Source organism: Streptomyces sp. NRRL F-5755 (assembly GCF_001279365.1).
Lineage (GTDB): Bacteria > Actinomycetota > Actinomycetes > Streptomycetales > Streptomycetaceae > Streptomyces > Streptomyces rimosus.
The window spans coordinates 1-25,056 of sequence record NZ_LGCW01000320.1 but is presented as its reverse complement, the minus strand read 5'-3'; the positions used below and the strand labels follow the sequence as shown (position 1 = coordinate 25,056).

24 protein-coding genes are annotated in these 25,056 nt (G+C 72.6%); 12 read left to right on the top strand and 12 right to left on the bottom strand.

All coding sequences use genetic code 11. The features are described 5' to 3' along the window. Positions 1 to 156: 156 nt before the first annotated feature. Entirely contained in the window at positions 157 to 3,042 is a 2,886-nt protein-coding gene (gene gcvP / locus ADK86_RS38740) for an aminomethyl-transferring glycine dehydrogenase (RefSeq protein WP_053700862.1), read from the top strand. Positions 3,043 to 3,186: 144 nt separating this feature from the next. Here gcvP and ADK86_RS38735 read toward each other — a convergent pair whose 3' ends face one another. Next, positions 3,187 to 3,393, bottom strand: coding sequence for a DUF5999 family protein (locus ADK86_RS38735; RefSeq protein WP_030019934.1), 207 nt, complete (start codon positions 3,391 to 3,393; stop codon positions 3,187 to 3,189). A 364-nt stretch (positions 3,394 to 3,757) separates the two neighbouring features. After that, positions 3,758 to 4,345 carry a hypothetical protein gene (locus tag ADK86_RS38730; RefSeq protein ID WP_053700861.1) on the bottom strand — a complete coding sequence of 196 codons (588 nt, stop codon included), beginning with the start codon at positions 4,343 to 4,345 and terminating at the stop codon, positions 3,758 to 3,760. A gap of 621 nt (positions 4,346 to 4,966) precedes the next feature. On the opposite strand from ADK86_RS38730, the gene ADK86_RS38725 reads away from it, so the two are divergent. Both ADK86_RS38725 and ADK86_RS38720 read left to right on the top strand, forming a co-directional pair. Further along, the gene (locus ADK86_RS38725) at positions 4,967 to 6,490 is read left to right on the top strand and encodes a glutamate-cysteine ligase family protein (protein ID WP_053700860.1); all 1,524 of its coding nucleotides are present in this window, start codon (positions 4,967 to 4,969) and stop codon (positions 6,488 to 6,490) included. Between the two features lie 344 nt (positions 6,491 to 6,834). Continuing rightward, complete coding sequence (locus ADK86_RS38720; RefSeq protein ID WP_107088669.1) at positions 6,835 to 7,590, top strand: CPBP family intramembrane glutamic endopeptidase; 756 nt, start codon at positions 6,835 to 6,837, stop codon at positions 7,588 to 7,590. Positions 7,591 to 7,687: 97 nt separating this feature from the next. Here ADK86_RS38720 and ADK86_RS38715 read toward each other — a convergent pair whose 3' ends face one another. Continuing rightward, a complete protein-coding gene (locus ADK86_RS38715; protein WP_053700859.1) occupies positions 7,688 to 8,512 on the bottom strand; it encodes a PhzF family phenazine biosynthesis protein in 825 nt (274 codons plus the stop codon). Between the two features lie 132 nt (positions 8,513 to 8,644). Continuing rightward, a complete protein-coding gene (locus ADK86_RS38710; RefSeq protein WP_053700858.1) occupies positions 8,645 to 9,448 on the bottom strand; it encodes an aminotransferase class IV family protein in 804 nt (267 codons plus the stop codon). A 144-nt stretch (positions 9,449 to 9,592) separates the two neighbouring features. Here ADK86_RS38710 and ADK86_RS38705 point away from each other — a divergent pair, with 144 nt between their 5' ends. Then, a complete protein-coding gene (locus ADK86_RS38705) occupies positions 9,593 to 9,937 on the top strand; it encodes a MerR family transcriptional regulator (RefSeq protein WP_053700857.1) in 345 nt (114 codons plus the stop codon). Between the two features lie 15 nt (positions 9,938 to 9,952). Here ADK86_RS38705 and ADK86_RS38700 read toward each other — a convergent pair whose 3' ends face one another. Further along, entirely contained in the window at positions 9,953 to 11,230 is a 1,278-nt protein-coding gene (locus ADK86_RS38700; RefSeq protein ID WP_053700856.1) for an MFS transporter, read from the bottom strand. Between the two features lie 74 nt (positions 11,231 to 11,304). Further along, positions 11,305 to 11,613 (bottom strand): nuclear transport factor 2 family protein, encoded by a 309-nt coding sequence (locus tag ADK86_RS41935; protein ID WP_078952555.1) that lies wholly within the window; start codon positions 11,611 to 11,613, stop codon positions 11,305 to 11,307. A gap of 82 nt (positions 11,614 to 11,695) precedes the next feature. On the opposite strand from ADK86_RS41935, the gene ADK86_RS38695 reads away from it, so the two are divergent. The 4 genes from ADK86_RS38695 to ADK86_RS38680 all read left to right on the top strand — a co-directional run bounded on the left by ADK86_RS38695 (position 11,696) and on the right by ADK86_RS38680 (position 15,491). After that, positions 11,696 to 12,307: a PadR family transcriptional regulator gene (locus ADK86_RS38695; protein ID WP_030639628.1), complete on the top strand. Its 612-nt coding sequence runs from the start codon at positions 11,696 to 11,698 to the stop codon at positions 12,305 to 12,307. Positions 12,308 to 12,522: 215 nt separating this feature from the next. Next, on the top strand, positions 12,523 to 13,053 hold the full coding sequence (locus ADK86_RS38690) for a Clp protease N-terminal domain-containing protein (RefSeq protein ID WP_053700855.1): 531 nt from the start codon (positions 12,523 to 12,525) through the stop codon (positions 13,051 to 13,053). Positions 13,054 to 13,311: 258 nt separating this feature from the next. Next, positions 13,312 to 14,247 (top strand): EamA family transporter, encoded by a 936-nt coding sequence (locus ADK86_RS38685; protein WP_053700866.1) that lies wholly within the window; start codon positions 13,312 to 13,314, stop codon positions 14,245 to 14,247. A gap of 239 nt (positions 14,248 to 14,486) precedes the next feature. Beyond that, entirely contained in the window at positions 14,487 to 15,491 is a 1,005-nt protein-coding gene (locus ADK86_RS38680) for a DMT family transporter (RefSeq protein WP_053700854.1), read from the top strand. A 53-nt stretch (positions 15,492 to 15,544) separates the two neighbouring features. Here the strand turns inward: ADK86_RS38680 and ADK86_RS38675 are convergent, their stop codons facing one another. Together ADK86_RS38675 and ADK86_RS38670 are read right to left on the bottom strand one after the other, a co-directional pair. Then, entirely contained in the window at positions 15,545 to 16,186 is a 642-nt protein-coding gene (locus ADK86_RS38675) for an FMN-binding negative transcriptional regulator (protein WP_053700853.1), read from the bottom strand. Between the two features lie 11 nt (positions 16,187 to 16,197). Further along, positions 16,198 to 16,869 (bottom strand): pyridoxamine 5'-phosphate oxidase family protein, encoded by a 672-nt coding sequence (locus ADK86_RS38670; protein ID WP_053700852.1) that lies wholly within the window; start codon positions 16,867 to 16,869, stop codon positions 16,198 to 16,200. 35 nt (positions 16,870 to 16,904) lie between these two features. Here ADK86_RS38670 and ADK86_RS38665 point away from each other — a divergent pair, with 35 nt between their 5' ends. Both ADK86_RS38665 and ADK86_RS38660 read left to right on the top strand, forming a co-directional pair. Continuing rightward, complete coding sequence (locus ADK86_RS38665; RefSeq protein ID WP_078952553.1) at positions 16,905 to 18,236, top strand: aminotransferase class I/II-fold pyridoxal phosphate-dependent enzyme; 1,332 nt, start codon at positions 16,905 to 16,907, stop codon at positions 18,234 to 18,236. A 64-nt stretch (positions 18,237 to 18,300) separates the two neighbouring features. Further along, positions 18,301 to 18,864 carry a GNAT family N-acetyltransferase gene (locus ADK86_RS38660; RefSeq protein WP_053700850.1) on the top strand — a complete coding sequence of 188 codons (564 nt, stop codon included), beginning with the start codon at positions 18,301 to 18,303 and terminating at the stop codon, positions 18,862 to 18,864. Here the strand turns inward: ADK86_RS38660 and ADK86_RS38655 are convergent. Then, the gene (locus tag ADK86_RS38655) at positions 18,818 to 19,816 is read right to left on the bottom strand and encodes a DMT family transporter (protein WP_420718911.1); all 999 of its coding nucleotides are present in this window, start codon (positions 19,814 to 19,816) and stop codon (positions 18,818 to 18,820) included. The genes ADK86_RS38660 and ADK86_RS38655 overlap by 47 nt on opposite strands. Before the next feature lie 74 nt (positions 19,817 to 19,890). On the opposite strand from ADK86_RS38655, the gene ADK86_RS38650 reads away from it, so the two are divergent. Both ADK86_RS38650 and ADK86_RS38645 read left to right on the top strand, forming a co-directional pair. Beyond that, positions 19,891 to 20,799: a LysR family transcriptional regulator gene (locus tag ADK86_RS38650; RefSeq protein ID WP_053700848.1), complete on the top strand. Its 909-nt coding sequence runs from the start codon at positions 19,891 to 19,893 to the stop codon at positions 20,797 to 20,799. 44 nt (positions 20,800 to 20,843) lie between these two features. Next, positions 20,844 to 21,380 (top strand): GrpB family protein, encoded by a 537-nt coding sequence (locus ADK86_RS38645; protein WP_053700847.1) that lies wholly within the window; start codon positions 20,844 to 20,846, stop codon positions 21,378 to 21,380. A 22-nt stretch (positions 21,381 to 21,402) separates the two neighbouring features. On the opposite strand, the gene ADK86_RS44060 is transcribed toward ADK86_RS38645, so the two are convergent. The 3 genes from ADK86_RS44060 to ADK86_RS38630 form a co-directional block, all read right to left on the bottom strand. Further along, positions 21,403 to 21,666: a GNAT family N-acetyltransferase gene (locus ADK86_RS44060; RefSeq protein WP_199834554.1), complete on the bottom strand. Its 264-nt coding sequence runs from the start codon at positions 21,664 to 21,666 to the stop codon at positions 21,403 to 21,405. Between the two features lie 37 nt (positions 21,667 to 21,703). Beyond that, positions 21,704 to 23,197 carry a carboxyl transferase domain-containing protein gene (locus ADK86_RS43575; protein ID WP_053700846.1) on the bottom strand — a complete coding sequence of 498 codons (1,494 nt, stop codon included), beginning with the start codon at positions 23,195 to 23,197 and terminating at the stop codon, positions 21,704 to 21,706. A 118-nt stretch (positions 23,198 to 23,315) separates the two neighbouring features. After that, positions 23,316 to 24,770, bottom strand: coding sequence for an acyl-CoA synthetase (locus ADK86_RS38630; protein ID WP_199834553.1), 1,455 nt, complete (start codon positions 24,768 to 24,770; stop codon positions 23,316 to 23,318). Positions 24,771 to 25,056: the final 286 nt, after the last annotated feature.

The following is a 25,056-nucleotide window of genomic DNA, read 5'->3' as shown; positions in this document are numbered from 1 at the left end:
GGCACAGCGCCGGAACCCCTCCTCACCGACGGTGAAAGCCGGTACCGCGCGCGGAACCGGTGAAGCTCTCAGGTTGCGATGACAGAGGGGGAGGCCGTCCGGGCACCAGCGCCGTGGTGCCCCGCAGAGGTCGAAACGACCAGGAGGCCCCCGCAGATGACCACCAACCGCATCTCCTTGACCGAGCTGGAACGCGGTACCCCGTTCGAGCAGCGGCACATCGGCCCCGGTCCGGAGGACCAGGCCAAGATGCTCGCGCAGGTCGGTTTCGGATCGCTGGACGAGCTCACCGCGGCCGCCGTACCGGACGTGATCAAGAGCACGGAGGCGCTGGGGCTGCCGCAGGGCCGCAGCGAGGCCGAGGTGCTGGCCGAGCTGCGGGCGCTCGCGGACCGTAACCAGGTGCTCGCCCCGATGATCGGCCTCGGCTACCACGGCACGTTCACCCCGCCGGTGATCCTGCGCAACGTGATGGAGAACCCCGCCTGGTACACGGCCTACACCCCGTACCAGCCGGAGATCTCACAGGGCCGCCTGGAGGCGCTGCTCAATTTCCAGACCATGGTCGCCGACCTGACCGGACTGCCGACCTCCGGCGCCTCGCTGCTCGACGAGGGCACGGCCGCCGCCGAGGCGATGGCCCTCGCGCGGCGCGTGGGCAAGGTCAAGGAGGGCGTCTTCCTGGTCGACGCCGACTGTCTGCCGCAGACCATCGCCGTGATCGAGACCCGCGCCGAGCCGACCGGCGTCGAGGTCGTGGTGGCCGACCTGTCCGACGGCATACCGGCGGAGGTGGCCGAGCGCGGCGTCTTCGGCGTGCTGCTCCAGTACCCCGGCGCGTCCGGTGCCGTACGCGACCCCCGCGCCGTGATCGAGCGGGCGCACGAGCTGGGCGCGGTCGTCACCGTCGCCGCCGACCTGCTGGCGCTCACGCTGCTGACCTCGCCGGGCGAGCTGGGCGCGGACATCGCCGTCGGCACCACCCAGCGGTTCGGCGTGCCGATGGGCTTCGGCGGTCCGCACGCCGGGTTCATGGCCGTACGGGAGAAGTTCGCCCGCAGCCTGCCCGGCCGCCTGGTGGGCGTCTCGGTGGACGCGGACGGCAACAAGGCGTACCGTCTCGCCCTCCAGACGCGCGAGCAGCACATCCGCCGCGAGAAGGCCACCAGCAACATCTGCACCGCGCAGGTGCTGCTCGCGGTGATGGCGGGCATGTACGCCGTCTACCACGGCCCGGACGGGCTCGCGGCCATCGCGCGCCGTACCCACCGCTACGCCGCCATCCTGGCCGAGGGCCTGCGCGCCGGCGGCGCCGAGGTCGTGCACGGCGCGTACTTCGACACGCTGACCGTACGGGTGCCGGGCCGGGCCGCCGAGGTGGTCGCCGCGGCCCGCGAGGCCGGGGTCAACCTGCGCCTGGTCGACGCGGACCTGGTGGGCGTGGCCTGCGACGAGACCACCGGGCGCGCGCAGGTGCACGCGGTGTGGGGCGCCTTCGGCGTCCAGGCCGACATCGAGCGGCTGGACGAAGCCGTGGCCGACGCGCTGCCGTCGCAGCTGCTGCGCGGCGACACGTACCTGACGCACCCGGTCTTCCACCAGCACCGCTCCGAGACCGCCATGCTGCGCTACCTGCGCCGTCTGTCGGACAAGGACTACGCGCTGGACCGCGGCATGATCCCGCTCGGCTCCTGCACGATGAAGCTGAACGCGACGGCCGAGATGGAGCCGGTCACCTGGCCCGAGTTCGGGCAGCTGCACCCGTTCGCGCCGGTCGAGCAGGCGCAGGGCTACCTCACGCTGATCGCGGAGCTGGAGGAGCGGCTGGCCACGGTCACCGGTTACGACAAGGTCTCCATCCAGCCGAACGCCGGCTCGCAGGGCGAGCTGGCCGGGCTGCTGGCCGTACGGGCCTACCACCGCGCCAACGGCGACGAGCAGCGCACCGTCTGCCTCATCCCCTCCTCGGCGCACGGCACCAACGCGGCCAGCGCCGTGATGGCCGGCATGAAGGTCGTCGTCGTCAAGACCGGCGCGGACGGCGAGGTGGACGCGGACGATCTGCACGCCAAGATCGAGCAGTACCGTGACCAGCTCGCGGTCCTGATGGTCACCTATCCGTCCACGCACGGCGTGTTCGAGGAGCACATCACCCAGATCTGCGCGGCGGTGCACGACGCGGGCGGCCAGGTGTACGTGGACGGCGCCAACCTGAACGCGCTGGTCGGGCTCGCGGAGCCGGGCAAGTTCGGCGGTGACGTCTCGCACCTGAACCTGCACAAGACCTTCTGCATCCCGCACGGCGGCGGCGGTCCGGGCGTCGGCCCGGTCGGTGTACGCGCCCACCTGGCGCCGTACCTGCCCAACCACCCGCTCCAGCCCACCGCGGGCCCGGAGACGGGCGTCGGGCCCATCTCCGCGGCGCCGTGGGGCTCCGCGGGCATCCTGCCCATCTCCTGGGCGTACGTCCGGCTGATGGGCGGCGCGGGCCTCAAGCGCGCCACCCAGGTCGCGGTGCTCGGCGCCAACTACATCGCCAAGCGCCTGGAGCCGCACTACCCTGTGCTCTACACCGGCCCCGGCGGCCTGGTCGCGCACGAGTGCATCATCGACGTACGGCCGCTGACCAAGGCGACCGGTGTGAGCATCGACGATGTCGCCAAGCGGCTGATCGACTACGGCTTCCACGCGCCGACGATGTCGTTCCCGGTGGCCGGGACGCTGATGATCGAGCCGACCGAGAGCGAGAACCTGGCCGAACTGGACCGCTTCTGCGACGCGATGATCGCGATCCGCGCGGAGATCGACAAGGTCGGCTCGGGGGAGTGGGACAAGGACGACAACCCGCTGCGCAACGCCCCGCACACCGCGGCGGCGCTGAGCGGCGCGTGGCCGCACCCGTACACCCGTGAGGAGGCGGTCTTCCCGGCCGGTGTCGAGGCGGCGGAGAAGTACTGGCCGCCGGTGCGCCGTATCGACGGTGCGTTCGGCGACCGCAACCTTGTCTGCTCCTGCCCGCCGCTGGAGGAGTACGACGGCTGATCCGCCGGTGCGCCGCCCGCGGCGGCGCGGCATGCGAAGGGCCCTCGGCGTGGACGCCGGGGGCCCTGTTGTCCGTTGTGCTGAGTTGTGCGGTGCTCTGTGCCGTGTTGTGCGGTCGCCCGCGGCGGCGCTGCCCGTGAAGGATCAGGCGGCGGTGGCCACGTGCGGTGTGCCCAGCACCCGGTGCGGCGCGATGACCTGGCCGTCCGGCAGCAGTTCACCGGTGTCCTCGAACAGGAGGACACCGTTGCACAGCAGGCTCCAGCCCTGCTCCGGGTGGTGCGCCACAAGATGGGCGGCCTCCCGGTCGGCGGAGTCTGCGGTCGGGCACGGTGGTTGATGCTGGCACATGGATGAGATCTTTCGCTGCGATGTGGTCTGATTCGTCCTGCGGCTCGACGCGATGCTCATGGCCGCTCCCCCGTTTCAGTAGGTCGATACCAGTGTTGCCCCACGGGCCGGATTCCGCAGGGATTTGGCTGCAGCGGCACTCACTAGATAATGACGCATCACCCGTGCGGTCGGTTCATTTCAAGTACGGGACGTTGCCGGGGCGTTGGGAGCGACCCGGCCGCGTACTCCGCGTGGGTGAGCGCAGCGGAGCGCCCCGCGTCCAAAAGGGCGCGGGGCGCGAACCTGTGGAACGGTGTGCATCTGTGCGCGGTTGCGGTGGTACGACGCCGGCCGCTCGCCGCGGAGAACCCCCTGCGGAGCCTCAGGCCGGTGACCCCAGCAGTGGTACCGGGGCCAGGCGCAGAGTCAGCCGGGGCAGCAGATCCGCCACCCGGTGCGGCCGGTGCGCCGCGATGCCCGGCGGGGCCGGCGCCAGTGGTACGAGGACGTCGCCCGGCGCGGGCACGCCCTCGGCGCCGTCGGCACCGACGTCGTGGTGCAGCCACAAAGTGAGCATGTACAGCTCCGGCACGGACAGCAGCCGGGGCTGGTACGGGGTCGGTACGGACTCCGCCTGACGCAGTGCCCGTTCGGTCGATGTGACGTAGGGGCCCTCGCAGAAATGCGAGAAGGCCCAGCCGTCCGCGGTGAGCATCGCCTCCGCGGTCGCCACGGCGCGTTCACCGTCGCGAATCAGGAAGCGCCAGCCGGCCAGCCGGGTGCGGGGCGGTCCGGCGGGGTGGCTGACATCGTCCAACACATGGACGGGCAAGGGGAGTTCGGGGGCGAGGGGGCCCTGGTGGGCACGGAGGGCGGGGGTGCGGGCCTCACGCACGGCGGTGGGGGAACCGAGGGCGGCGAGGACGCTGCGGAGGGCGGGCGCGGGGGCAGGGGGAACATGCAGCGGCATGGTGGGTCGCCTCTCACTTGGGAGACACGGTGGTGCTGGGCAAGTGCGGACGTCGTCGTCAGCGTCGGGGACAGAGCGCCAGTACATGGCCGATCGGGGACGTCGGCCCGGCGGGGTCAGCCGCTTTGCCGCAGCCCCGGTGGAACACCGCGACGCTGGGCGCCAACTCTCTGCCTCGTCAACGGAGTTTATACGACGTGTGTTCACCAAGTGTTTCGTCTAGCCGCTCCGGAGATTGTCGGCAAGGCGGAATCCGGACCGGCCGGAGAGGTGTTTTCGGCGCCTTTGTGCGGTGCCCGGCGCGACTGCCTCGTATTCCGTCGTGAACACGGTAGGCCGGATCCGGACGGTCTTTTTCCGGATCTCGGCGGCGTTTACCGCCAACCGCCGATCCGGTCTGTCGAACCAGACGGTATGCCCTCGGAATGTGCCAGCCTTCGTGTCTGATCGAGCCTATCGGTTCCGGCGCATGTCCGAGGCGTTATCGATCGGATTGCCGGGCATCATCGACCGTAGCGCGATCCCCTGGCGCCGCCGGGGAGACCGGCGGACCCGGGCGCCATGGCGGGGCCCGGGAGGCCCGCCGGGCCGGGCCCGTCGTCACGAGGAAGGGACGCTTCGATGGGGGAGAAGGTTGCGGCGGGCGGGATCGACCTCACCGATCCGCAACGCTATCGAAGAAAGCTGCGGGAGTGTCTGGCGGGATTGCGGAGACTCCTGGACGAGAAGCGGTTCGACCGCCCCAAGAACCTGATGGGGCTGGAGATCGAATTGAATCTCGCCGGTCCCGACGGGCTGCCGCGGATGATGAACTCGCAGGTCCTGGAGCGCATCGCGAGCCGCGATTTCCAGACCGAACTGGCCCAGTGCAATCTGGAAGTCAATATTCTGCCGCACCGGTTGTCCGGACGGGTCCTCGATCAACTCGCCGAAGAACTCCGCACCGGCCTGGGCTATGCCGACCGCAAGGCGGCCGAGGTGGCCGCCCGCATCGTGATGATCGGCATTCTGCCGACCCTGGCCGCCGAGGACCTGGTCGCCTCCAACCTCTCCGAGATCGACCGCTACGTCCTGCTGAACGACCAGATGCGGGCCGCGCGCGGCGAGGACTTCCAGATCGAGCTGGAGGGCGTGGAACGGCTGGTCTCCACCTCGGCCTCCATAGCGCCGGAGGCCGCCTGCACCTCCGTGCAACTGCACCTCCAGGTCACCCCGGGCCGCTTCCCCGCGGTCTGGAACTCGGCCCAGGCCATCGCCGCCGTACAGATAGCGGTCGGCGCCAACTCGCCGTTCGTCTTCGGCCGCGAACTGTGGCGCGAATCCCGCCCCCCGGTCTTCCAGCAGGCCACCGACGTGCGCCCGCCGGAGCTGCGGGCCCAGGGGGTACGCCCGCGCACCTGGTTCGGTGAGCGCTGGATCGACGCCCCGTACGACCTGTTCGAGGAGAACCTGCGCTTCTTCCCGCCGCTGCTGCCGATCCGCTCGGACGAGGAACCCCTGGCCGTACTGGACGAGGGCGGCATACCGAGCCTGGCCGAACTGGTCCTGCACAACGGCACCGTCTACCGCTGGAACCGCCCGGTCTACGGCGTGGCCGACGGCGTCCCGCACCTCAGGGTCGAGAACCGGGTCCTGCCCGCCGGACCCACCGTCACCGACGTCATCGCCAACACGGCCTTCTACTACGGGCTGGTACGGACGCTGGCCGAGGAGCAGCGGCCGGTGTGGACCCGCCTGCCGTTCGCCGCCGCGGCCGAGAACTTCGACACCGCGTGCCGCCGGGGCATCGACGCCGTAGTGAAGTGGCCCCGCGGCCGGTCCGGCGGGCTCGCCGAGATTCCCGCCGTACGCCTGGTGCGCCAGGAACTGCTGCCGATGGCCGCCGACGGGCTGGACGCCTGGGGCGTCGAACCGGCCGACCGGGACCATTACCTCGGCGTGATCGAGGCCCGCTGCCGGCGCCGCGTCAACGGGGCGTCCTGGCAGACCGCCGCGTACCACCACGCGCTCGGCCGCGGCCTGGACCGGGGCGCGGCGCTGGCGGCGATGACACGGCGGTACAGCGAGCTGATGCACTCGGGTGAGCCGGTGCACGCATGGCCCGTCGAGTGGGCGCCCGGGCCGGTGGCGGCGGGGCGGGGCTGAGGGGCGCGGTCGCCTGCGCATACGGCCGGATACGGCTGGTTCTCGTCCGTCAACGATGTGCCGCGTTCCGACGCGATTCCGCCTGCCGCCGCCGGGGCCCTCCGGGACGGCCCGGCGCCCCCGTACCGCTCGCCGCGGCCGGCGTCGGGCAAGCTATGACGTTCCAGCGCGGAAGCACCGACCGGCGGACCGCGGTGGTGGGACACCGCGGTGGTGCGGAACGTCGTAGTGCGGAACTGGAGGCAGCTGTGCAGTCGGACGCGAGTCCCGTGACCGGTGCGGGATCCCCGGGCCGGGGGCGGCAGGAGCCGGACGGAGGCCGGGGGGACGGCGCGGACGGCGGGCTGCCGCGGCGGCTCCTGCGCAACGAGACACTGCTGGTCCTGGCGCTCTCGCTCGGCGCCAGCGGCGTGTCGGCGCTCATCAGCTTCATCGGGTCGCTGACCAAACCGGGCGGCCTCAAGGACCAGGCCGCGATGATGAACTCCTCGCAGGCGCCGGGCCGCCCGTGGCTCGATCTGACGTGGCAGCTGTTCGGCATCGCCACCGCGCTCGTCCCCGTGGCGCTGGTGGCGCATCTGCTGCTGCGCGAGCGGGCCGGGGGCCTGCGGGCGGTCGGCCTCGACCGGCGCAGGCCCGGATTCGACCTGAGCCGCGGCATCTGTGTGGCGGCGGTCATCGGCGGCAGCGGCCTGTTGCTGTACCTCGGCGCGCGGGCGGCGGGCTTCAACCTCACGGTCGTGCCGGAGGCGCTGCCGGGCGTGTGGTGGAAGGTGCCGGTACTGGTCGCCTCGGCCGTGCAGAACGCCGTGGTCGAAGAGGTCATCGTCGTCGGCTATCTGCTGCGGCGGCTGGGGCAGCTGGGGTGGACCCCGGTGGCGGCGCTGGCGGCGAGCGCGGTGCTGCGCGGCTCGTACCACCTCTACCAGGGCATCGGCGGCCTCGTCGGCAACATGGTCATGGGCGTGATCTTCGTACTGCTGTACCGGCGCTGGGGACGCGTCGGCCCGCTGGTCGCCGCGCACGCGCTGATCGACACCGTGGCGTTCGTGGGGTACGCGGTGCTGGCGGGGAAGGTGGGGTGGCTGCCGACGGCGTGAGGACGTGCGGCCCGGGGGCCGGGCCACACGGCCCGGCCCCCGCCCGATCCTCGCCCCCCGTTGCCCTGCCCCCGTTCCCAGGGCGTGGCGAGGAGTCTCAGGGTGCGGTGAGCAGTTCGCCGTCGATGACGGTGACGGCCGAGCCGGTCAGCAGCGTACGGTCGCCGCGCAGCGTGGTGCGGACGAGGCCGGTGCGGCGCGCCGGGCCCTGGTGGCCGACGAGCGTGTCACGGCCCAGCCGGGCCGACCAGAACGGCGCGAGGGCGGTGTGGGTGCTGCCCGTCACCGGGTCCTCGTCGATGCCGACGGCGGGGAAGAAGCCGCGGCTGACGAAGTCGTAGCCACGGTCGGCCGCTTCGGCCGCGGCGGTGGCGATCACACCGCGGCCGCCCGGTGAGGCGAGGGCCGCGAAGTCCGGCTCCAGCGCCCGTACGGACTTCTCGTCGGCCAGCTCGACGAGGAGGTCGCCGAGGTTCGCACCGGTGTCGTACGCGCCGAGGATCTCCGTGCCCAGCGCCTCGGCCACGACCGGCGGCACCTCGACCGGGGTCAGCGGGGCCGTCGGGAAGTCCATGGTGATGGCGCCGCTGTCGTCGGCCGTCGTCGTCAGCACACCGCTGCGGGTGGCGAAGCGGACCGTGCCGGTGGCGGCACCGGTGGTGTGCAGGACGTGCGCGGTGGCCAAAGTGGCATGCCCGCAGAGGTTCACCTCGGCGGCCGGGGTGAGCCAGCGCAGGGCCCAGTCGGCGTCCCCGCCCGCGGGGAGCGGGTGGGCGAAGGCGGTCTCGGAGAGGTTGACCTCGGCGGCGACCTGCTGGAGCCAGGCGGTGTCGGGGAAACCGGCGGCGTCGAACAGCACGACTCCGGCGGGGTTGCCGCCGAAGGGGCGGTCGGTGAAGGCGTCAACGATGCGGATCCTCATAGCGGGGAGTCTAGGAGGGCCGCTTCGGTCGCCTGTAAGGCCAATCGCGGATAAGTGGACTGGTTTTGGATACGGGCGGGGCGGCGGCACACCGGCGCCCCGCCCGTCGTGACCGGTCGCCCGTCCCTCCTCTCAGGGCGCGGTCAGCGGCTCCGCCTCGTACGCCCGGTGCAGCAGTTCCAGGAAGTCCGGTGCTTCCGGTACGGACACGGAGTCGATCCGGTGTACGGCCACGCCCGGCGTCCAGGAGTTCATGACCACGGCGCCGGCCAGCCCCGGCACGTCGGCGAGGGTGACCTCCTGGACGCGCTGGGGGACGCCGAGCCGGTCCAGCTGCCGCCGGACGATGCCCATCGTGGTGCCGGTCAGCATCTCGGCCGCGGGCCACACCACCGAGGTGCCGTCCCAGAAGGCCAGGTTCCAGATCGTCGCCTCGCTGAGACGGCCCCTGCGGTCGACGAAGGCGGCGTCGTCGAAGCCCTGGCCGGCGGCCTGGCGGAGGAAGTACTTCTTGGAGACCTCGCCGACGTGCTTCACGGCCGGAAGGGCGCGCTCGTGCTCGACGGTGGTAAGCGCCAGCGGTCCCGCCGGGGCGGACGCGGCCGGGTCCGTACGTACGAGGACGTCGAGCCGCACATCGGCCCCGAACGCGGCGAACCCGCCCCCGGGCGCGTACACGAAGGCCATCAGCGACACATCGTCCGGCCCGGCCTCCAACGCCGTCCGCAGGTAGGCCCGCACCTGGTCGTCCGGCACCGCCCGCCCGAAGAGCTCCAGCGAAGCGGACCGCAGCCGCTCCAGGTGGAGGTCGAGGCCCCGGACCCGGCCGCCGCGCACCTGCATGGCGGTGAAGTGCGCGTAGCCCGCGAAGGCGAGCGGCGCCAGGTCGTCGGTGGTCGCGGCCTGGCCATTACGGTGAACGGCGAAAGAGGTCATGTCCTCACTCCAGCGGTACGGAAACGAAAGGAAGGGAACAGCAGTGGACCGGTGGGGTACGGCGGGTCGCGGAATGTCCGCTGCCGCACGAGACGTTAAGGGTTCACATCAATGGGAAGGTCAACCTCGGATGGGACGGGGCACATGCTGATCGGGGAGTTGTCCCGGCGTACCGGAGTCAGCCCGCGCCTGCTGCGGTACTACGAAGAGCAGGGTCTGCTGGAGGCGCGGCGCGGCCCGAACGGCTACCGCTACTACGACGACGACACGCTCCTGACCGTCCGCCAGGTACGCGCCCTGCTGGAAGCGGGGCTCACCACCGAGGTGATCCGCGCCGTACTCCCGTGCGCCCGGGGCGAGCAGCCGGAGTTCGAGATGTGCGTCGACGTGCAGGCCATCCTGAGCCAGGCCCTGGAGGCCACGGACGAGCGCATCGACGATCTCCAGCGCAGCCGCAGCGCCCTGGCGGGGTACCTGGGGCAGGGCTGAGCCGTCGGAAGCGCCCTAGGCGGGCGTGGTGTCGGTAGCCGGCGGGAGAGAGCTGCTCACGAGGCCCTTTCCTAGGCGCGCCAGCGGCGAAAGCGCCATGCACAACGGGGACAGCGACAGCCCGACGACGGCCACCAGCAGCGCGGTGCGCAGCCCCCACTGGTCGGCCAGCCGCCCGCCGAGCAGCGAACCGAGCGGGGCCAGCCCCATGCCGACGCAGTTGACCGTGGCGACGACCCGGCCTTGCACGGGCACGGGGGTGACGGCCTGCCGTACGGACATCATGGTGACGTTCACCAGCTGACTGAGCGCGCCGAAGAGGAAGTTGACGCCCACGAGGGCGAAGACCGTGCCGGGGCCGGAGCCGTGCAGCGCCGGCACGCAGAGCAGCACGCCGTCGGCGAGAGCCGCCGAGAGCACCAGGACGACGCCGTAGCCGTATCGTTTCGGCAGCCGCGCCGACAGCAGTGACCCCGCGACCGCCCCCGGGCCCGTCGCCGCCAGCGCCAAACCGACGGCAGTGGCCGACAGATGCAGCTCACGCGGCAAAAAGAGCAGGTAGACGGTCATCATGGCCGCGAAGAAGAACTGGAACGCTGCGGAGGCCAGGCACACGGCCCGCAATACGGGGTGGCCGAAGACGAGCCGGAGGCCCTCGTGAATCCGGTGCCGGACACGGGTGGGGCGCCCGATGTGTCCGGGGATCGGCTCGCAGCGGCGGATACGGCGTATCGACAGGAAGGACAGCGCGAAGAAGAACGCGCCGGCCGCGGCGGCGAAGGGCGCCGACACCAGCGACACCAGTGCCCCGCCGAGCGCGGGCCCGCCGGTCTGCGCCGCGGACCGGCTGCCCTCCAGCGCGCTGTTGCCCTGCGCCAGCTGATCGGGCCTGACCAGGCGTACGAGGGACGTCTGGTACGCCACGTCGAAGAAGACGCTCAGGACGCCGACGACGAAGGCGGCGACGATGAGCGTCGGCAAGCCGAGGACACCGAGCAGGTACGAGCCGAGGACGATGGCCAGCGCGACGGCCCGGCCCAGGTCCGCCCCCACCATGACGTCACGGGACCGCCGGCGGTCCACCCAGGCACCGACGAAGAGCGACAGCAGCAGAACCGGCGCTTGTTCGACCGCACGCAGCACACCGAGCCGGGTGGCGTCCGCGCCGAGTGCCAGCACGGCGATGAGCGGTAGCACCACCTGACTGGTGCGCTCCCCGAACTGGGAGGCGGCCTGCCCTGCCCAGAGACTGCGGAAATCACGGTCGCGCCACAGACTCGGCGCACCGGGCATGTCCGCTCCTCAGGATCGCGTGCCCAGGGAGGCTAGCCGCCGCCCGCGCGCCGCGGGAAACGGTTTTCGACGGGTCACGGCCGAAGAACGGGCCGCGCCTTGCTGGCCTCCAGGTCGTACGGATACGAGACGTGCTGGTGGACCCTCTGCCACTCGCCGTCGCGCCGCCGGAACACCCGGGTGCCCCGTGACCAGCTCTCCTCCGTGGTGCCGTCGTCCGTTGCGGCTCGAACCAGCGCTGGTGCACTGCGCGTACCGCCCGTTCGGCCGCCTCCGCTGACCAGCACTTTTCCAGGGCCGGGAGCAACGCGCGCCGGTGCCGGACGGGCGTGTCGGACCACGAGCCTTGTCAGCCGAACAGTTCCGATATATCGTTGAAGCATCGCGAACGATCAAAGTGATGTCGCGAGTGATCAAAGATGCAGTGCCGACAAGACGGCAAGAAGACGAGAAAGGAGCGTTGTCATGCGTTCCCATGGACACGAGCAGCACGGACAGCACGGCCACGGTCGACGGGGCGGCTGGGGCGACCACGAAGGACGGTTCGAGGGGCGGCGCGCCGCGTTCGGACCGTTCGGACCCCCCTTCGGCGGTCCGCCGTTCGGCGGCCGGGGCCGCGGCGGCGGGCCGCGCGGCCGGGCCCGCCGCGGCGATGTGCGCGCCTCGATCCTGGCCCTGTTGAAGGACCGGCCGATGCACGGTTACGAGATGATCCAGGAGATCGCCGAGCGCAGTGGCGGCACCTGGAAGCCGAGCCCCGGCTCGGTGTACCCCACCCTCCAGCTCCTGGAGGACGAGGGGCTGATCAGCAGCGCCAGCGAGGGCGGCAAGAAGCTCTTCTCGCTCACCGAGGCCGGACAGGCGGAGGCGGAGAATGTCGCCGACGCCCCCTGGGAAGAGGCCGGCCGCGGCGTCGACTGGGAGGCCATGAACGAGATCCGCAAGGCGGGTGGCGGCCTGATCGAGGCGTTCCGCCAGGTGTGGGCCACCGGTACGCCCGAGCAGCGGGAGAAGGCCATCGCGGTGGTCAACAAGGCCCGCAAGGAGCTGTACCTGATCCTCGCCGAGGATGAGTGATCCGCTCGCCGTCCGCCGCACCACGGTGAGGCGTGACGATGGCGAGTGAGCGTGCCCGGGGCCGTGGCCGGAGACATTCCGGTCATGGCCCCTTCGCATGCTCCCTCTCCTCCGCAAGGAGGAGAGCGCCCGAAGCGGCGCCCAACCACGGGTGGATGCGCAAATGCTTCCCGCCGGGGATGTTCCGGGCGACAGTGGCTGGTGGGGTGGGGACTGTGCAAAACCGTACTGCGTACAACAGCGGAGGAGGATCTCCGTACGACGACCTCGAAGCGCGGCTCACCGTCGAGCTGGCGTCGGTGGTCTCGGCAGCCCGCAGGCGGGCCACGCGGGACGGTGATCGCCAGGTGGACACCGCCCACCTGCTGCACGGACTCCTGGAGTCGGACCCGTCGGTACGGGCCGCGTTCGACGGCGGGCCGCAGGTCGCCCGGCTGCTCGGCTATCTCGTCCAGCGCAGCATCGGATACGGACTCCAGTGGCACGGCACGGTCGAGGACTCCGGGGCGGTCCCGGTGGTGACCGAAGGAGCCGTACCGGGCTGGTCACCCGCGGCGGCCGCCGCCCTGGACGGCGCACTCGACCGCGCGCACGCCCGGTACGCGACCCACGCCACCTGTCTCGACCTCCTCGCGGCCCTCGTGGACGACCCCGAGTCGCGCGCCGTCGAGGTGCTGCGCCGGGCCTCGGTCGACACCGTACGGCTGGCCGCCCGGCTGGACGGGGAGCGCTCCGGGCAGGACTGACCGGGCAGGCGAGACCCGCCAGGAATGACAGGCAGGAACGACAGGCAGGCGTGACCGACCAGGAATGACAGGCCCAACAGGGGTGACGCTGCTGACGGCTCCTGCCATGATGTGCCGATGCGCGTGACTACGGGGGATCAGGCCGGGGTTCAGGCCGTCTCGGTGACGGAAGAGAACTGGGGGCAGCCCGGGAGGCCGGAGAAACCGGCGGCCGGCGATGGCCCCGCGCGGGCCAGGAACCTCGGTCTCGTCCTGGCGCTGATATCCGCCTTCGCCTTCGGCGGTTCCGGCGTGGCCGCCAAGCCCCTGATCTCGGCGGGACTCGAACCGCTGCACGTCACCTGGCTGCGCGTCACGGGCGCCGCGCTCGTCATGCTGCCCGTCACCTGGCGGCACCGGCGCCTGCTGCTGCGCCGCCCCGCCCTCCTGCTGGGCTTCGGCCTGCTCGCGGTCGCGGGCGTGCAGGCGTGCTACTTCGCCGCGCTGTCCCGTATTCCCGTCGGGGTCGCGCTGCTCATCGAATACCTCGCGCCCGCGCTGGTGCTCGGCTGGGTCCGGTTCGTCCAGCGCAAGCCGGTCACCCGGGCCGCCGCCGTCGGCGTCGTCCTGGCGGTCGGCGGTCTGGCCTGCGTGGTCGAGGTGTGGTCGGGGCTGAGCTTCGACCCGGTCGGACTCGTCCTGGCCCTCGGCGCCGCCTGCTGCCAGGTCGGCTACTTCGTACTCTCCGACCACGGCAGCGACGGCGAGGACGCGGCGGACCCGCTCGGCGTGATCGCGTACGGGCTGCTGATCGGCGCGGTGCTGCTGACCGCGGTCGCGCGGCCCTGGGAGATGGACTGGGCGGTGCTCGGCGGCAGCACGGACATGGCCGGGACCCGGGTGCCGGCCGTCCTGCTGCTCGGCTGGATCGTGCTGATCGCCACGGTGCTGGCGTATCTCACCGGCATCCTGTCCGTGCGCCGGCTCTCCCCGCAGGTGGCGGGCGTGGTGGCGTGCCTGGAGGCGGTCATCGCGACCGTACTGGCCTGGGTGCTGCTCGACGAGCACCTGACCGCGCCGCAGATCGTGGGCGGGGTGGTCGTCCTGGCCGGGGCGTTCATCGCGCAGTCCGCGACTCCGAAGGGGGCGGACGGGTCCGCGGCCGGGGGCTCCTCGGTGGGCGCCCCGACGCCGGACCGCACCTCGTATCGCTGATCCCGCCGGCACGCGTCCAGCATCCGGCCCGGCCTTGTCGGCCGGTCGGCCCGCCGCATAAGGTGCCGATCATGCATTCGACCGTGCTGCCCCCTCCCGCCGCCTAGCGCGGGCGGCGGCCTCCGAGGAAGTACCGGTCCGGGCCAGTCCCCGGGCAGGTCGTCGCTGCCCGCATACGGGACCACGCGACCACTTCACGGCGCTCGGCGCCGTCCCGGAACTCCCGGAGAAGCACAGTCATGCATGGTGTCTCTTCCCCTGCCCTGCCCGTGGGCCGGGGCCTGTTCTACGTGACCTTCGCCGCGACCGCCTGGGGTACGGCGGGCGCGGCCGCCGCCCTCCTCTACCGCAGCAGCGGCCTGGGCCCCCTCGCACTCACCTTCTGGCGCACCGCGGGCGGCCTCGTGCTGCTGCTGGCCGCACGAGCGGTGCTCCGCCGTCGTACCGGCAGTGCGGTCTCTTCCCTAAGCCGCAGTACGGCCGCGTCCCCTGACCCGCTGTGGCGCCGCGTCGCGCGGATCGCCCTTACGGGGATCGCGCTGGCCGTCTTCCAGGCCGCGTACTTCGCGGCCGTCGAGGACACCGGACTGGCCGTCGGCACGGTCGTGACCATGGGGGCCGGGCCCGTCCTCATCGCACTCGGCGCGTGGCTGACCATGGGCGAACGGCTCGGTGCCGGTGGTGTCCTGGCGGTCGTGGGCGCCCTGTGCGGACTGGCGGTGCTGGTCCTCGGGGGCGGCGATTCCGGTACGGTACGGCCCGCCGGGGTCGCCCTGGCGCTGCTCTCCGCCGGCGGCTGCGCCGTGATGACACTGACCACCCGCCGCCTGGGCCGGGCCGGAGGCACAGCCGACCCGTACGGTTCGACCATCAGCGCCTTCGCCGTCGGCGCGCTCTGCCTCCTGCCGCCGGCCGCGGCCGAAGGACTGTGGCCGCAGGCGCACGGCCTGGGCCGCAGTCTGCTGCTGATGGGCTACATCGCCGCCGTGCCGACGGCGTTGGGCTACGGCCTGTACTTCGCGGGGCTGGCGGCCGTCCGTGCCGCCACGGCGTCGGTGATCTCGCTGGTCGAGCCGGTGTCCGCAGCGGTGATCGCGGTGCTCTTCCTCGGTGAGGAGCTGACGGCGGGCACGGTTTTGGGAACGTGCGTGCTGTTGGCGGCCGTCGCGGGCCTGGCCGTATCGGAGGCGCGGGGCGCGGTGGCGGACCGTACGGCCGCACCGGAGCCGGTGACGGCGCGCTGATCCGGCCGGGGGAGGCCGGTCGGCCTCCCCCCCCCACGGGCCCGGCGGCGCTGTCAGTCCCGCCCGGCCCTCATCCTCCGTTGCTGATGAGCGCGGGCCTGGGCGTCGCGGGGCGCGTCCCGTTCGGCCAGGCGGGCCGAGATCCGCTGCTGTACGGCCTCGGTCCGCTTGCCCGCGTACTTGAACTTGGCGCGTACATCCGTCACTTCCAGCCGGAGCCCCCGGATGCCGGGCAGCCGGCGTCCGTACGGCGGGCCCTCCGCGGTGACCGGCGCCGAGCCGCCCTCGGGCTGGAAGTGCCCTGTCTGGCGTTCCAGCAGCGCGGCCTTCTCCTGCGGGTCGTCCACGATGTGGGCGGTGCAGGTGAGTTGTACGGCGGCGTAGAAGCTGGTGGGCACGCCGTGCTCGGGCGGGTCCTCTTCGGCGGCCTGCCACGGCCCGGGTATGAACACGTAGTCGTCCACCACGCTCAGCAGCACGGCCGGGGCGGCTTCCAGAGCCCGCCATATCGGGTTGGGGCGGGCGAGGTGGGTGATGGCTTCGCGGCGGGCCGGGTCGTAGGCGAAGTGCAGGGGCTGGACGAGGGGCGGGGCGCCCGGCGGCCCGTTGACGGCGAGCTGGCCGAAGTCGTGCCCGGCCAGCCAGTCCTGCCATTCGGCGTCGTCGGTGGGGGCGTCCCACGGGTGGATCAGCATGCTGCCCTCCTTCAGCGCGCGGAGAGGTACGCGGGTTCGGCGATGCCGGGGGCGAGGGAATCGGCCGGTACGGGGGCTCCGTACACGGGGGAGACGGGCAGAACGCCGCTCCAGTAGGGGAGCGTCTCGTCCTCGGGCTCGTCGTTCGGGCCGCCGGTGCGGACCTTGGCGGAGACCTCTTCCAGGTCGAGGCGTATGACGGCGGTGGCGGCCAGTTCCTTGGCGTTCGCGGGCCGGGAGTCGGCCGCGCGGCCGGGCAGGACGTGGTCGACCAGGGCGTCGAGCGCGGCGGTCTTCTCGTCCGGGTCGGTGACCTGGTACGCGGTGCCGTGGACGACGACGCTGCGGTAGTTGATCGAGTGGTGGAAAGCGGACTTGGCCAGGACCAGGCCGTCGACGTGGGTGACCGTGACGCACACCGGCAGCCCCGGCCCGGCCGGCTCCCCGGCCATCCGCAGCGGACGCGAGCCGGTCGAACCGTGCAGGTAGAGGCGGTTGCCGACGCGGCCGTACAGCGTGGGCAGGACGACCGGGGCCCCGTCGCGGACGAATCCGAGATGGCAGACGTACCCCGCGTCGAGGATCGCGTGCACGGTCTCGTGGTCGTAGGCGGCGCGCTCGCGGGCGCGGGTCGGCACGGTGCGCTCCGTCCGGGCGAAGGACGGGTCCTGGGCCTTGGGCATTGCCAACTCCATTGCACTAGTACATAATGAATTTTGTGCTAGGAGAGTATCGGATCGAAGGGCGGCGCGCATCGGAGATTGCCGCCAGCGTCGAGCGAGCCATCGGTGCGGGCGAGCTCCAACCGGGCGAAGTCCTGCCCCCCATGCGGCAGTTGGCCGTCTATCTTGAGGTCAATCCCAACACGGTCGCGTCCGCATACCGGACCCTGCGGGACCGCGGCGTGATCGAGACGGCCGGCCGGCGGGGCAGCCGGGTGCGTCCGCGCCCGGCGAGCACCGCGCGGGAAGCGGCGCTGGGTCCCGTGCCGCCCGGCGTGCGTGACGCGTCGGACGGCAACCCCGACCCCGCCCTGCTGCCCGCCCTCGGCGAGGCACTGGCCGCGGCTGCCGCCCGCAGCGCGCGGCAGCCCACGCTGTACGGCGCCCCCACGGTCGCCACGGAGCTGGAGCGGCTGGCCCGCGCCGCCTTCGAGGCCGACGGGGTGCCGAGCGGCGCCATAGCCGTCACCTCGGGCGCGCTGGACGCGGTGGAGCGCGTGCTCGGCGCGCACCTCCGCCCCGGCGACGCGGTGGCCGTCGAGGACCCGGGCTGGGGGAGCCTGCTGGACCTCATCCCCGGACTCGGGCTGCGGGTCGTGCCGGTCGCGGTGGACGACGACGGCCCGCTGCCCGAGCAGGTCGGCCGGGCGATACGGGAAGGCGCGCGGGCGCTGGTCGTCACGGACCGGGCGCAGAACCCGACCGGCGCCGTGCTCGGCGCCGAGCGCTCCCGGGAGTTGCGGCAGGTCCTGGCGGACCACCGGGACGTGCTGCTCATCGAGGACGACCACGGCCACGACATCGTCGACCTCCCGCTGCACCCGCTCGCCGCGGCCACCGACCACTGGGCGCTGATCCGCTCCACGGCCAAGGCGTACGGCCCCGACCTGCGCCTCGCCGTGCTGACCGGCGATGCCGTGACCGTGGACCGGGTGCGCGGGCGCCAGCGGCTCGGTCCTGGCTGGGTGAGCCATCTGCTCCAGGACGCGGTGGTGCACCTGTGGCGTACGGGAGCGGTGGACCCGAAAGCGGTCGCCGGCGCCTACGGCAGGCGCCGGGACGCCCTGATCGTCGCTCTGGCGGAGCGCGGCGTCCGAGCGCGTGGGCGCAGCGGGATGAACCTATGGATTCCGGTGCCCGACGAAACCGGCGCGGTCGCCCGCCTGTTGCACGCGGGCTGGGCCGTAGCGCCCGGCGCCCGCTTCCGCCTGCACTCACCACCCGGCATACGCGTCACGATCTCCGGCCTCGCGGAACACGAACTGCCGGAGCTGGCGGACGCCATCGCCGCAGCCGTCGCACCGAAGGAGGCACGCCGATACGACTGACGCTGCTGGAGGACGTCCGCGTACGGCCGTGAGAGAGGGAAACGATGCTGATTACGATCGCACGATGCCTGATCAGAGCTTTCTTGTCCGTGGTCCTCGGGTGGCCGTCCGGCATATCTCCTTCGAGGACCGGGAGGAGATCGCGGCGCTCGACCGGGAGAGCGCCGCGCTGCACCGCCCGTGGGTCCCCGCCAGGGAGACCACACCGGATGCCTTCCGTGAATACGTCGCCAGGTTCGACCGGCCCACCCATGAGGGCTTCGTGGTCTGCCTGCGGGCCGATGGCGCGATCGTCGGCGGCATCAACATCAACAACATCGTGCGGGGCGGTATCCAGAGCGGCGCCCTCGGCTATGTCGCCTACGCGTCCACCACCGGGCACGGCTATATGACCGAAGGGCTGCGCCTCGTCGTCGAGTACGCCTTCACCGCACTGGGGCTGCACCGGCTGGAGGCCAACATCCAGCCGGGCAACACCGCGTCCACCAGGCTCGTGGAACGGCTCGGCTTCCGGCGCGAGGGCTACTCCCCGCGCTTCCAGTACGTGGACGGTGTCTGGCGCGACCACGAACGGTGGGCGATCACGGCCGAGGCGACCGGTCACGCCGCCGCGGACGGCTCTGTGTGAGGGCCGCGCCGGCCAGGACGATCAACGCGCCGACGGGAGTGTTCCAGCTGAGCGGTTCGCCGAGCAGCGCGACACCCGCCGCGGTGGCGATCACCGGCACGAAGTAGGTGACCATCTGGGCGGTGGTGGGGCCCACCTCCGCCACCAGCCCGTACTGCAACAGGAACGCGAAGCCGGTGCCCAGGGAGCCGAGCGCGACCACCGCCAGCAGGGGCACGGCGGGGAACGAGACCGGAATTGAGGTGAAGAGCGCGGTTACCACCCCTACCTGGGCGGTGGCGAGGAGCATCTGGGTGCCGGAGAGGGCGACGTTGGAGTCCTTGGCCCCGGCGAGCGTGCGCCGGACGTAGATCCAGCCGACCGGGTAGCTCAGCGACGCGCCCAGGGCCATCGCCGTACCCGCCGGATCCGTGCCGGAGAAGCCCTGCCAGGCGCCGAGCACGGTCAGTACGCCCAGGAAGCCGAGCCCGAGGCCCGCGACGCGGCGGCGGGTGGGCCGGTCCTCGGAGAGGGCGACCAGCGACAGCGCCATCCCCCACAGCGGGGAGCTGGCGTTGCAGATGCCGGCCAGCGTGGAGGGGATGGTCAGCTCGGCGTAGGCGAACAGGGAGAAGGGCAGGGCGTTGAGGAAGAACGCGGCGACCGCGAGATGACCCCAGGTCCGCGCGGAGCGGGGCAGCCGCTCACGCTTGGCCACCAGGACGGCGACGAGCACCACCGAGCCGAACGCCAGCCGCCCGAAGGTGACCTGGAGCGGAGCGTACCCCTGCGTGCCGACCTTGATGAAGAGAAAGCTGAAGCCCCAGACGAGGCACAGGACGCCGAACCGCAGCCGCCAGTCGAGCGCGCGGCGCCGCGCGGCCCGCGTCGCTGGGGGAGGGGAGGAGGAGGCGGCGGCGGGGACCGCGGCGGGGGCAGTTGTGCCGGCCGGGGAAGGGGTGGTGGTGCTCATGGCCTCTACGATGGTGCTCGCCTTTTCGTAGAACAAGCGAGATTTTATGGGAGGCATCGCTTAGCATCGCTTACATGTTGAACCTCGATCGTCTGCGCACCCTGAGTGCGGTGGCCCGGCACGGCTCGGTGAGCGCGGCGGCGGAAGGGCTGCACGTCACCACCTCCGCCGTGTCCCAGCAGCTCGCCAAGCTGGAGCGGGAGGCGGGCCAGCAACTGCTGGCCAAGAACGGGCGCGGCGTACGGCTCACCGACGCCGGCCGGCTGCTGGCCGACCACGCCGCCCGGATCCTCTCGCAGGTCGAGCTGGCCCAGGCCGACCTGGAGGCGCACCGCGGGCAGGCCGTCGGCGAGCTGCGGCTCGGCGCCTTCCCCACCGCGGCGCGCGGCCTGTTCCCCGCAGCGCTGGCCCGGCTCCGCGTCGAGCACCCCCAACTCCGGCCGCGGCTCACGGAGATGGAGCCGGACGTCTCGGTGCGCGGCGTGGTGCGCGGCGACATCGACCTGGGTGTCGTCCTGGACTGGCACAACCGGCCGCTCTCGCTCCCCGAAGGCCTGGCGAAGGCGCCGATCCTGGACGACCCGGCCGACGTGGCCATGCCGGCCGACCACCCCCTGGCGCGGCGCCGCTCGGTCGTCCTGGAGGACTTCGCCGACGACGAGTGGATCTCCTGGCCGCAGGGCGAGTTCTGCCACGACTGGCTGATGTTCACCCTGCGCGGCCAGGGCATCGAGCCGCGCCTCTCGCACATGGCCGAGGAGCACCACACCCAACTCGCGCTGATCGAGGCCGGGCTGGGCGTCGCGGTGGCGCCCCGCCTGGGGCGCGGGCCGGTGCCCGCCGGGGTGAGCGTGGTGCCCGTACGGCACACGATGCGGCGGCACGTCTACGCCATCTGGCGCGCCGACGCCGACCGCCGGCCGTCCATCCGCGCCGCGGTCACCGCGCTGCAACAGGCCGGGAAGGAGGTCGAGGGCCGCTGAAAAATCCGGGGGCCGGGCGCCGGGCCGGTGGCACAATGACGCGCATGGGCGAGCGGATCATCGAGGTAGTCCCGTACGACCCGGCCTGGCCCGCGCGGGCGGCCGAGGCGATCGCGGACGTACGCGAAGCACTGGCCGGGACCATCACGGAGATCGAGCACATCGGCTCGACCGCCGTCCCCGGACTGGCCGCCAAGCCCATCATCGATCTGATGGCCGCGGCCGAGGAGCTGGCCGCCGTCGAAGCCCGCGAAGAAGCCCTGTCCCGGCTCGGCTACCGACGCGATCACAACGGCATGGCCAACCGCCTCCTGTACGTGCGCGGCGACGACAGCCGCCGGACCCACCACCTGCACGTGGTCACCCTGGAGAGCTGGCCCTCCCGTAACCAGCGCATCCTCCGCGACCACCTGCGCAAGTATCCGGCGGACGCCGCGCGTTACGCCCGGCTCAAACAGTCCCTGGCCGCCACCGGCGCCTCGTCCGACACCTACACCGAAGCCAAAACCGAACTGATCCAGGAACTGACCGACCGCGCCCGCGCGGAGCGGGGGCTGCCGGCGGCCCCGGTTTGGGAGTAGGGAAGGCGCAGACGTAGCGGCTTCAGGGCGTCAGGTCGGCTTGCAGCAAGCGCGGCGACGTGCCGAATCCATGCCGTGCGTACGCCCGGACGGCGCGGTCGCTGGAATGCACCGTCACGCGTTCGAGTCCGTAGCCGTACGCGAGGTCCAGCACCGCGTCGATGAGTCGCCCGCCCAGCCCGCCGTCCCGCTCGCCCTGCACCACGTACACGCACTGCACGTCACCGGACGCCCGGTCCGGCGCGCGCGGGCTCGGTACGCGCCGGGTGGCCGCCGGCCACGCCATGCCGATGACCACTTCGCCGCGCAGGGGACGGTCCTGGTCACTCGGAAGGGGCGGGCGGGACGATGCCCTGGATGATGCCGAGGTCCAGCAAATCCTGTGGGCGCAGGCGGAGTTGGTCGGCCGTGTCGCGCACCGCGTCGGCGTCGCGCTTGAGGATGGCGGCGGCGGATTCCGGGGCGATGACGGAGAAGTAGCTGTCCGGCGTCGCCCACAGCGCGCCCGGCGCGGCCAGGGCCAGCGCGCCGCCGGACCCGCCTTCGCCGATGAGCAGCGAGGTGACGGGCGTACGGACCGAGGCCAGTGCGGCGAAGACATCCGCGATGGCCGCGCCCGCACCGGCGCGCTCGGCGTCCGGGTCGTTGGCCGCGCCCGGTGTGTCCACCAGCGTGAGCACCGGTATGCCGAGCCGGTCCGCCAGCCGGATCAGCCGGGCGGCTGTACGGAACCCGGCGGGGCGCACGGCGGTACCGCACTGCGCGGCGAACGCGGTCGTGCGCCCGCCGCGCTGGCCGAACCCGCAGCGTATGCCCGTGTCGGTGCCGCCGCAGCGGTCACCGCTGATCTCCTCCCGCCAGTCGAAGTATGCGTCCAGATACACCACGGCGCGCGGTCGCCGCTCGTCACGGGCCGCGCACACCGCCGCCCAGCCGGAGGCCGGGAGGTCGGAGGAGCCGAGGGCGTGCGGGGGTGGGGGAGGGGGCGGAGGCGGCGCGGCTCCGACAGGTGCGGAAGCCGCAGGTTCCGAACTCGTAGGTAGGGGTTCTGCAGGTAGGGACTCTGTAGGTCCGGAAGCCGCAGGCCCAGAAACCACAGGCCGCCCAGTAGTCCCAGGCTCAACTGCCCCGGGCTCAGCAGCCCCATGCCCAACCGCCAGCAGCCCCAACCACCGCCCGAGCGTTGTGCGCAAGCGGGTCGGCGGGACGATGGCGTCGATCTGGCCTGCCGCCAGCTGGCCTTCGGCGCTGTACGCGTACGGGTCGGCGTCCGCCGGGCGTACCCGTGAGCCGGCGAAGCCGATCTGCGCGCCGGGCAGGGCGAGGACGACATCGGCGCCCGCGCCGAGCGTCGCCCAGCCGCCGCCGGTCGTCGGGTCGCGGACCACGGCGATCTGTGGCAGGCCCGCGGCGCGGGTCAGTGCGGACTGGGCGGCCACGCGCTGGAGTTGGGTGAGCGCGCGCATGCCCTCCTGCATGCGGCTGCCGCCCGTGGCGATCAGCGACACGACCGGCAGGCGCAGCTCACGGGCGCGGGTGTAGGCGGCCACCAGCCGGTCGCCGGTGCGCTCGCCGAGGGAGCCGCCGAGGAATCCGAACTCGAAGGAGATCAGCACGGTCGGTACGCCGTCGATCCGGGCGGTGCCGCTGATCACGGACTCGCGTTCGCCGGTGCGCTCCCGGGCCCGCTGCCGCGCGGCGCCGTATCCGTCCCAGCCGAGCGGCCCGTCATCGGCTTCCGGCGCGCCGGCGGGCGGCACGGCGTCCTCGGCCTCCGGCGCCGGGAACTCGGTGAAGTCCTCCGTCACCACGGCCACCGCCTCGCGCGCGGACCAGCGCGGCGACGGCCCGCCCGAGCCACCCCGGGCCGAACCGCCCGAGCCGCCTGCTCCGCCCGAGCTGCCTGATTCCTCCGGTCCGCCCGGCGGCGAGTCCCTACGCACGGAGATCCCGCTTGAGGATCTTGCCCATGTCGTTGCGCGGCAGGGCCTCCAGGAAGTGCACGACGCGCGGGCGCTTGTGCGGGGCGAGCTGCCGGGCCACGTGGTCGGACAGTTCGGCCGCGGTCGGGCCGGGGGTGCCGTCGGGCGTGGGCGCCGGCACGATCCAGGCGACGATCCGCTCGCCCAGGTCCTCGTCCGGCTCGCCGGTCACCGCGGCCTCGCTGACACCCGGGTGCTCCAGCAGCGCGTTCTCGATCTCGCCTGCGCCGATCTTGTATCCGCCGCTCTTGATCAGGTCGGTGGCCTTGCGGCCCACGATGCGGTAGTTGCCGGCCGCGTCGCGGGTCGCCATGTCGCCCGTACGGAACCAGCCGCCGTCGAAGGCCGCCGTGGTGGCGTCCGGGCGGTTGAGGTACTCGACGAAGAGGTTCGGGCCGCGGACCTGGATCTCGCCCACCGTCTCGCCGTCGCTCTCCTCGACGGCCCGGCCGGACTCGTCGACGAGCCGGACGTACACCCCCGGCAGCGGCACGCCGACGCTGCCGGGGGCGGGCTCGCCATCGGCCCGTACGCTCGTGTTCATCAGGGTCTCGGTCATGCCGTACCGCTCGATGACGCGGCAGCCGGCGGCCGCGGCGAGCCGGTCGTGGTCGCTGCGCGGCAGCGCCGCCGAGCCGGACACCAGCAGCCGGGCCCGGCCCAGGGCCTTGGCCAGCGCCTCGTTCTCCCCGGCCTCGACGGCCAGGCGGTGGTACATCGTCGGTACGCCGAACAGCATCGTGCCGTCCGCGGCCAGCTCCCGGGCGACGCCCTCGGTGCTGAACCGCCCCAGGTGGTGCACGCTGCCGCCGCGCCGCAGCGGCCCGAGGACGCCCAGCACCAGGCCGTGCACATGGAACAGCGGCAGTCCGTGCACGAGTACGTCGTCGGCGGTCCACTGCCAGGCTTCCGCCAGCGCGTCGAGGGTGTGCGCGACGGCCCGGCGGGGGATGACGACGCCCTTGGGCGGGCCGGTCGTGCCGGACGTGTAGACGATCAGGGCGGGGGACTCGGTGTCCGGCTCGTACGGCAGGGGCGGCACCTCCTCGTCGGCGCCGGACAGGTCCACGTCGAGGCGGGGGAGCGCGGCCAGCGCGCCGGGCAGCTCGGCGTCCGGCTCGGCCAGTACGAGCGAGGGGCCGCTGTCCGAGACGATGTGGGCCAGCTCGCTCTCGCCGATCTTCGGGTTGACGGGCACGGCGGGCACTCCGGCGAGCAGCGCGCCCATCACGGCGACGGCGGTCTCCAGCGTGGGGGTGGCCCAGACGGCCACCCGGGGCGCGTTGCCCAGGCGGTCGGCGAGGCGGCCCGCCACCGCGGCCAGTTGACGGTAGCTGAGCGCACGCTCGCCGAAGCGCAGTGCGGGCTGCGGCGACGCATCGCTCAGCGCCGGAAAGAGCACGTTCACCAGGTCTCCCTCGTCCTCGTCGTCCCACGTCGGTGCTGCCCGCCCGGACCTGCCGGAAACGGGCCGACCCCACCACTTTGGCAGAGACCACCGACAACGCGATCACACGGCACCGCGAGGAAGCACACCGGAGCCGCGCCGCCCGGACGCGGCACCGGGCCCGGCGTCGGAAACGGCCTTGAAGCGGGCCACGGAAACGGCCTCGGAAGCGGCCTGAAAAGCGGCCTCGGAGCCGGCCTCGGAAACAGCCCTGCGAACGCCCGGTCACCGCGCCCCCCGCCGCCGC

Excerpts from the sequence above, each read along its gene's own strand:
- ADK86_RS38680 (WP_053700854.1), top strand. The coding sequence starts at position 14,487 with ATGCATGGTGTCTCTTCCCCTGCCCTGCCCGTGGGCCGGGGCCTGTTC.
- ADK86_RS38735 (WP_030019934.1), bottom strand. The coding sequence starts at position 3,393 with ATGTGCCAGCATCAACCACCGTGCCCGACCGCAGACTCCGCCGACCGG.
- ADK86_RS38660 (WP_053700850.1), top strand. The coding sequence starts at position 18,301 with ATGCCTGATCAGAGCTTTCTTGTCCGTGGTCCTCGGGTGGCCGTCCGG.
- ADK86_RS41935 (WP_078952555.1), bottom strand. The coding sequence starts at position 11,613 with ATGCTTCAACGATATATCGGAACTGTTCGGCTGACAAGGCTCGTGGTC.
- ADK86_RS38675 (WP_053700853.1), bottom strand. The coding sequence starts at position 16,186 with ATGCTGATCCACCCGTGGGACGCCCCCACCGACGACGCCGAATGGCAG.
- ADK86_RS44060 (WP_199834554.1), bottom strand. The coding sequence starts at position 21,666 with ATGGCGTGGCCGGCGGCCACCCGGCGCGTACCGAGCCCGCGCGCGCCG.
- ADK86_RS38715 (WP_053700859.1), bottom strand. The coding sequence starts at position 8,512 with ATGAGGATCCGCATCGTTGACGCCTTCACCGACCGCCCCTTCGGCGGC.
- ADK86_RS38705 (WP_053700857.1), top strand. The coding sequence starts at position 9,593 with ATGCTGATCGGGGAGTTGTCCCGGCGTACCGGAGTCAGCCCGCGCCTG.
- ADK86_RS38700 (WP_053700856.1), bottom strand. The coding sequence starts at position 11,230 with ATGCCCGGTGCGCCGAGTCTGTGGCGCGACCGTGATTTCCGCAGTCTC.
- ADK86_RS38645 (WP_053700847.1), top strand. The coding sequence starts at position 20,844 with ATGGGCGAGCGGATCATCGAGGTAGTCCCGTACGACCCGGCCTGGCCC.
- ADK86_RS38650 (WP_053700848.1), top strand. The coding sequence starts at position 19,891 with ATGTTGAACCTCGATCGTCTGCGCACCCTGAGTGCGGTGGCCCGGCAC.
- ADK86_RS38710 (WP_053700858.1), bottom strand. The coding sequence starts at position 9,448 with ATGACCTCTTTCGCCGTTCACCGTAATGGCCAGGCCGCGACCACCGAC.
- ADK86_RS38725 (WP_053700860.1), top strand. The coding sequence starts at position 4,967 with ATGGGGGAGAAGGTTGCGGCGGGCGGGATCGACCTCACCGATCCGCAA.
- ADK86_RS38730 (WP_053700861.1), bottom strand. The coding sequence starts at position 4,345 with ATGCCGCTGCATGTTCCCCCTGCCCCCGCGCCCGCCCTCCGCAGCGTC.
- ADK86_RS38670 (WP_053700852.1), bottom strand. The coding sequence starts at position 16,869 with ATGCCCAAGGCCCAGGACCCGTCCTTCGCCCGGACGGAGCGCACCGTG.
- ADK86_RS38695 (WP_030639628.1), top strand. The coding sequence starts at position 11,696 with ATGCGTTCCCATGGACACGAGCAGCACGGACAGCACGGCCACGGTCGA.
- gcvP (WP_053700862.1), top strand. The coding sequence starts at position 157 with ATGACCACCAACCGCATCTCCTTGACCGAGCTGGAACGCGGTACCCCG.
- ADK86_RS38655 (WP_420718911.1), bottom strand. The coding sequence starts at position 19,816 with ATGAGCACCACCACCCCTTCCCCGGCCGGCACAACTGCCCCCGCCGCG.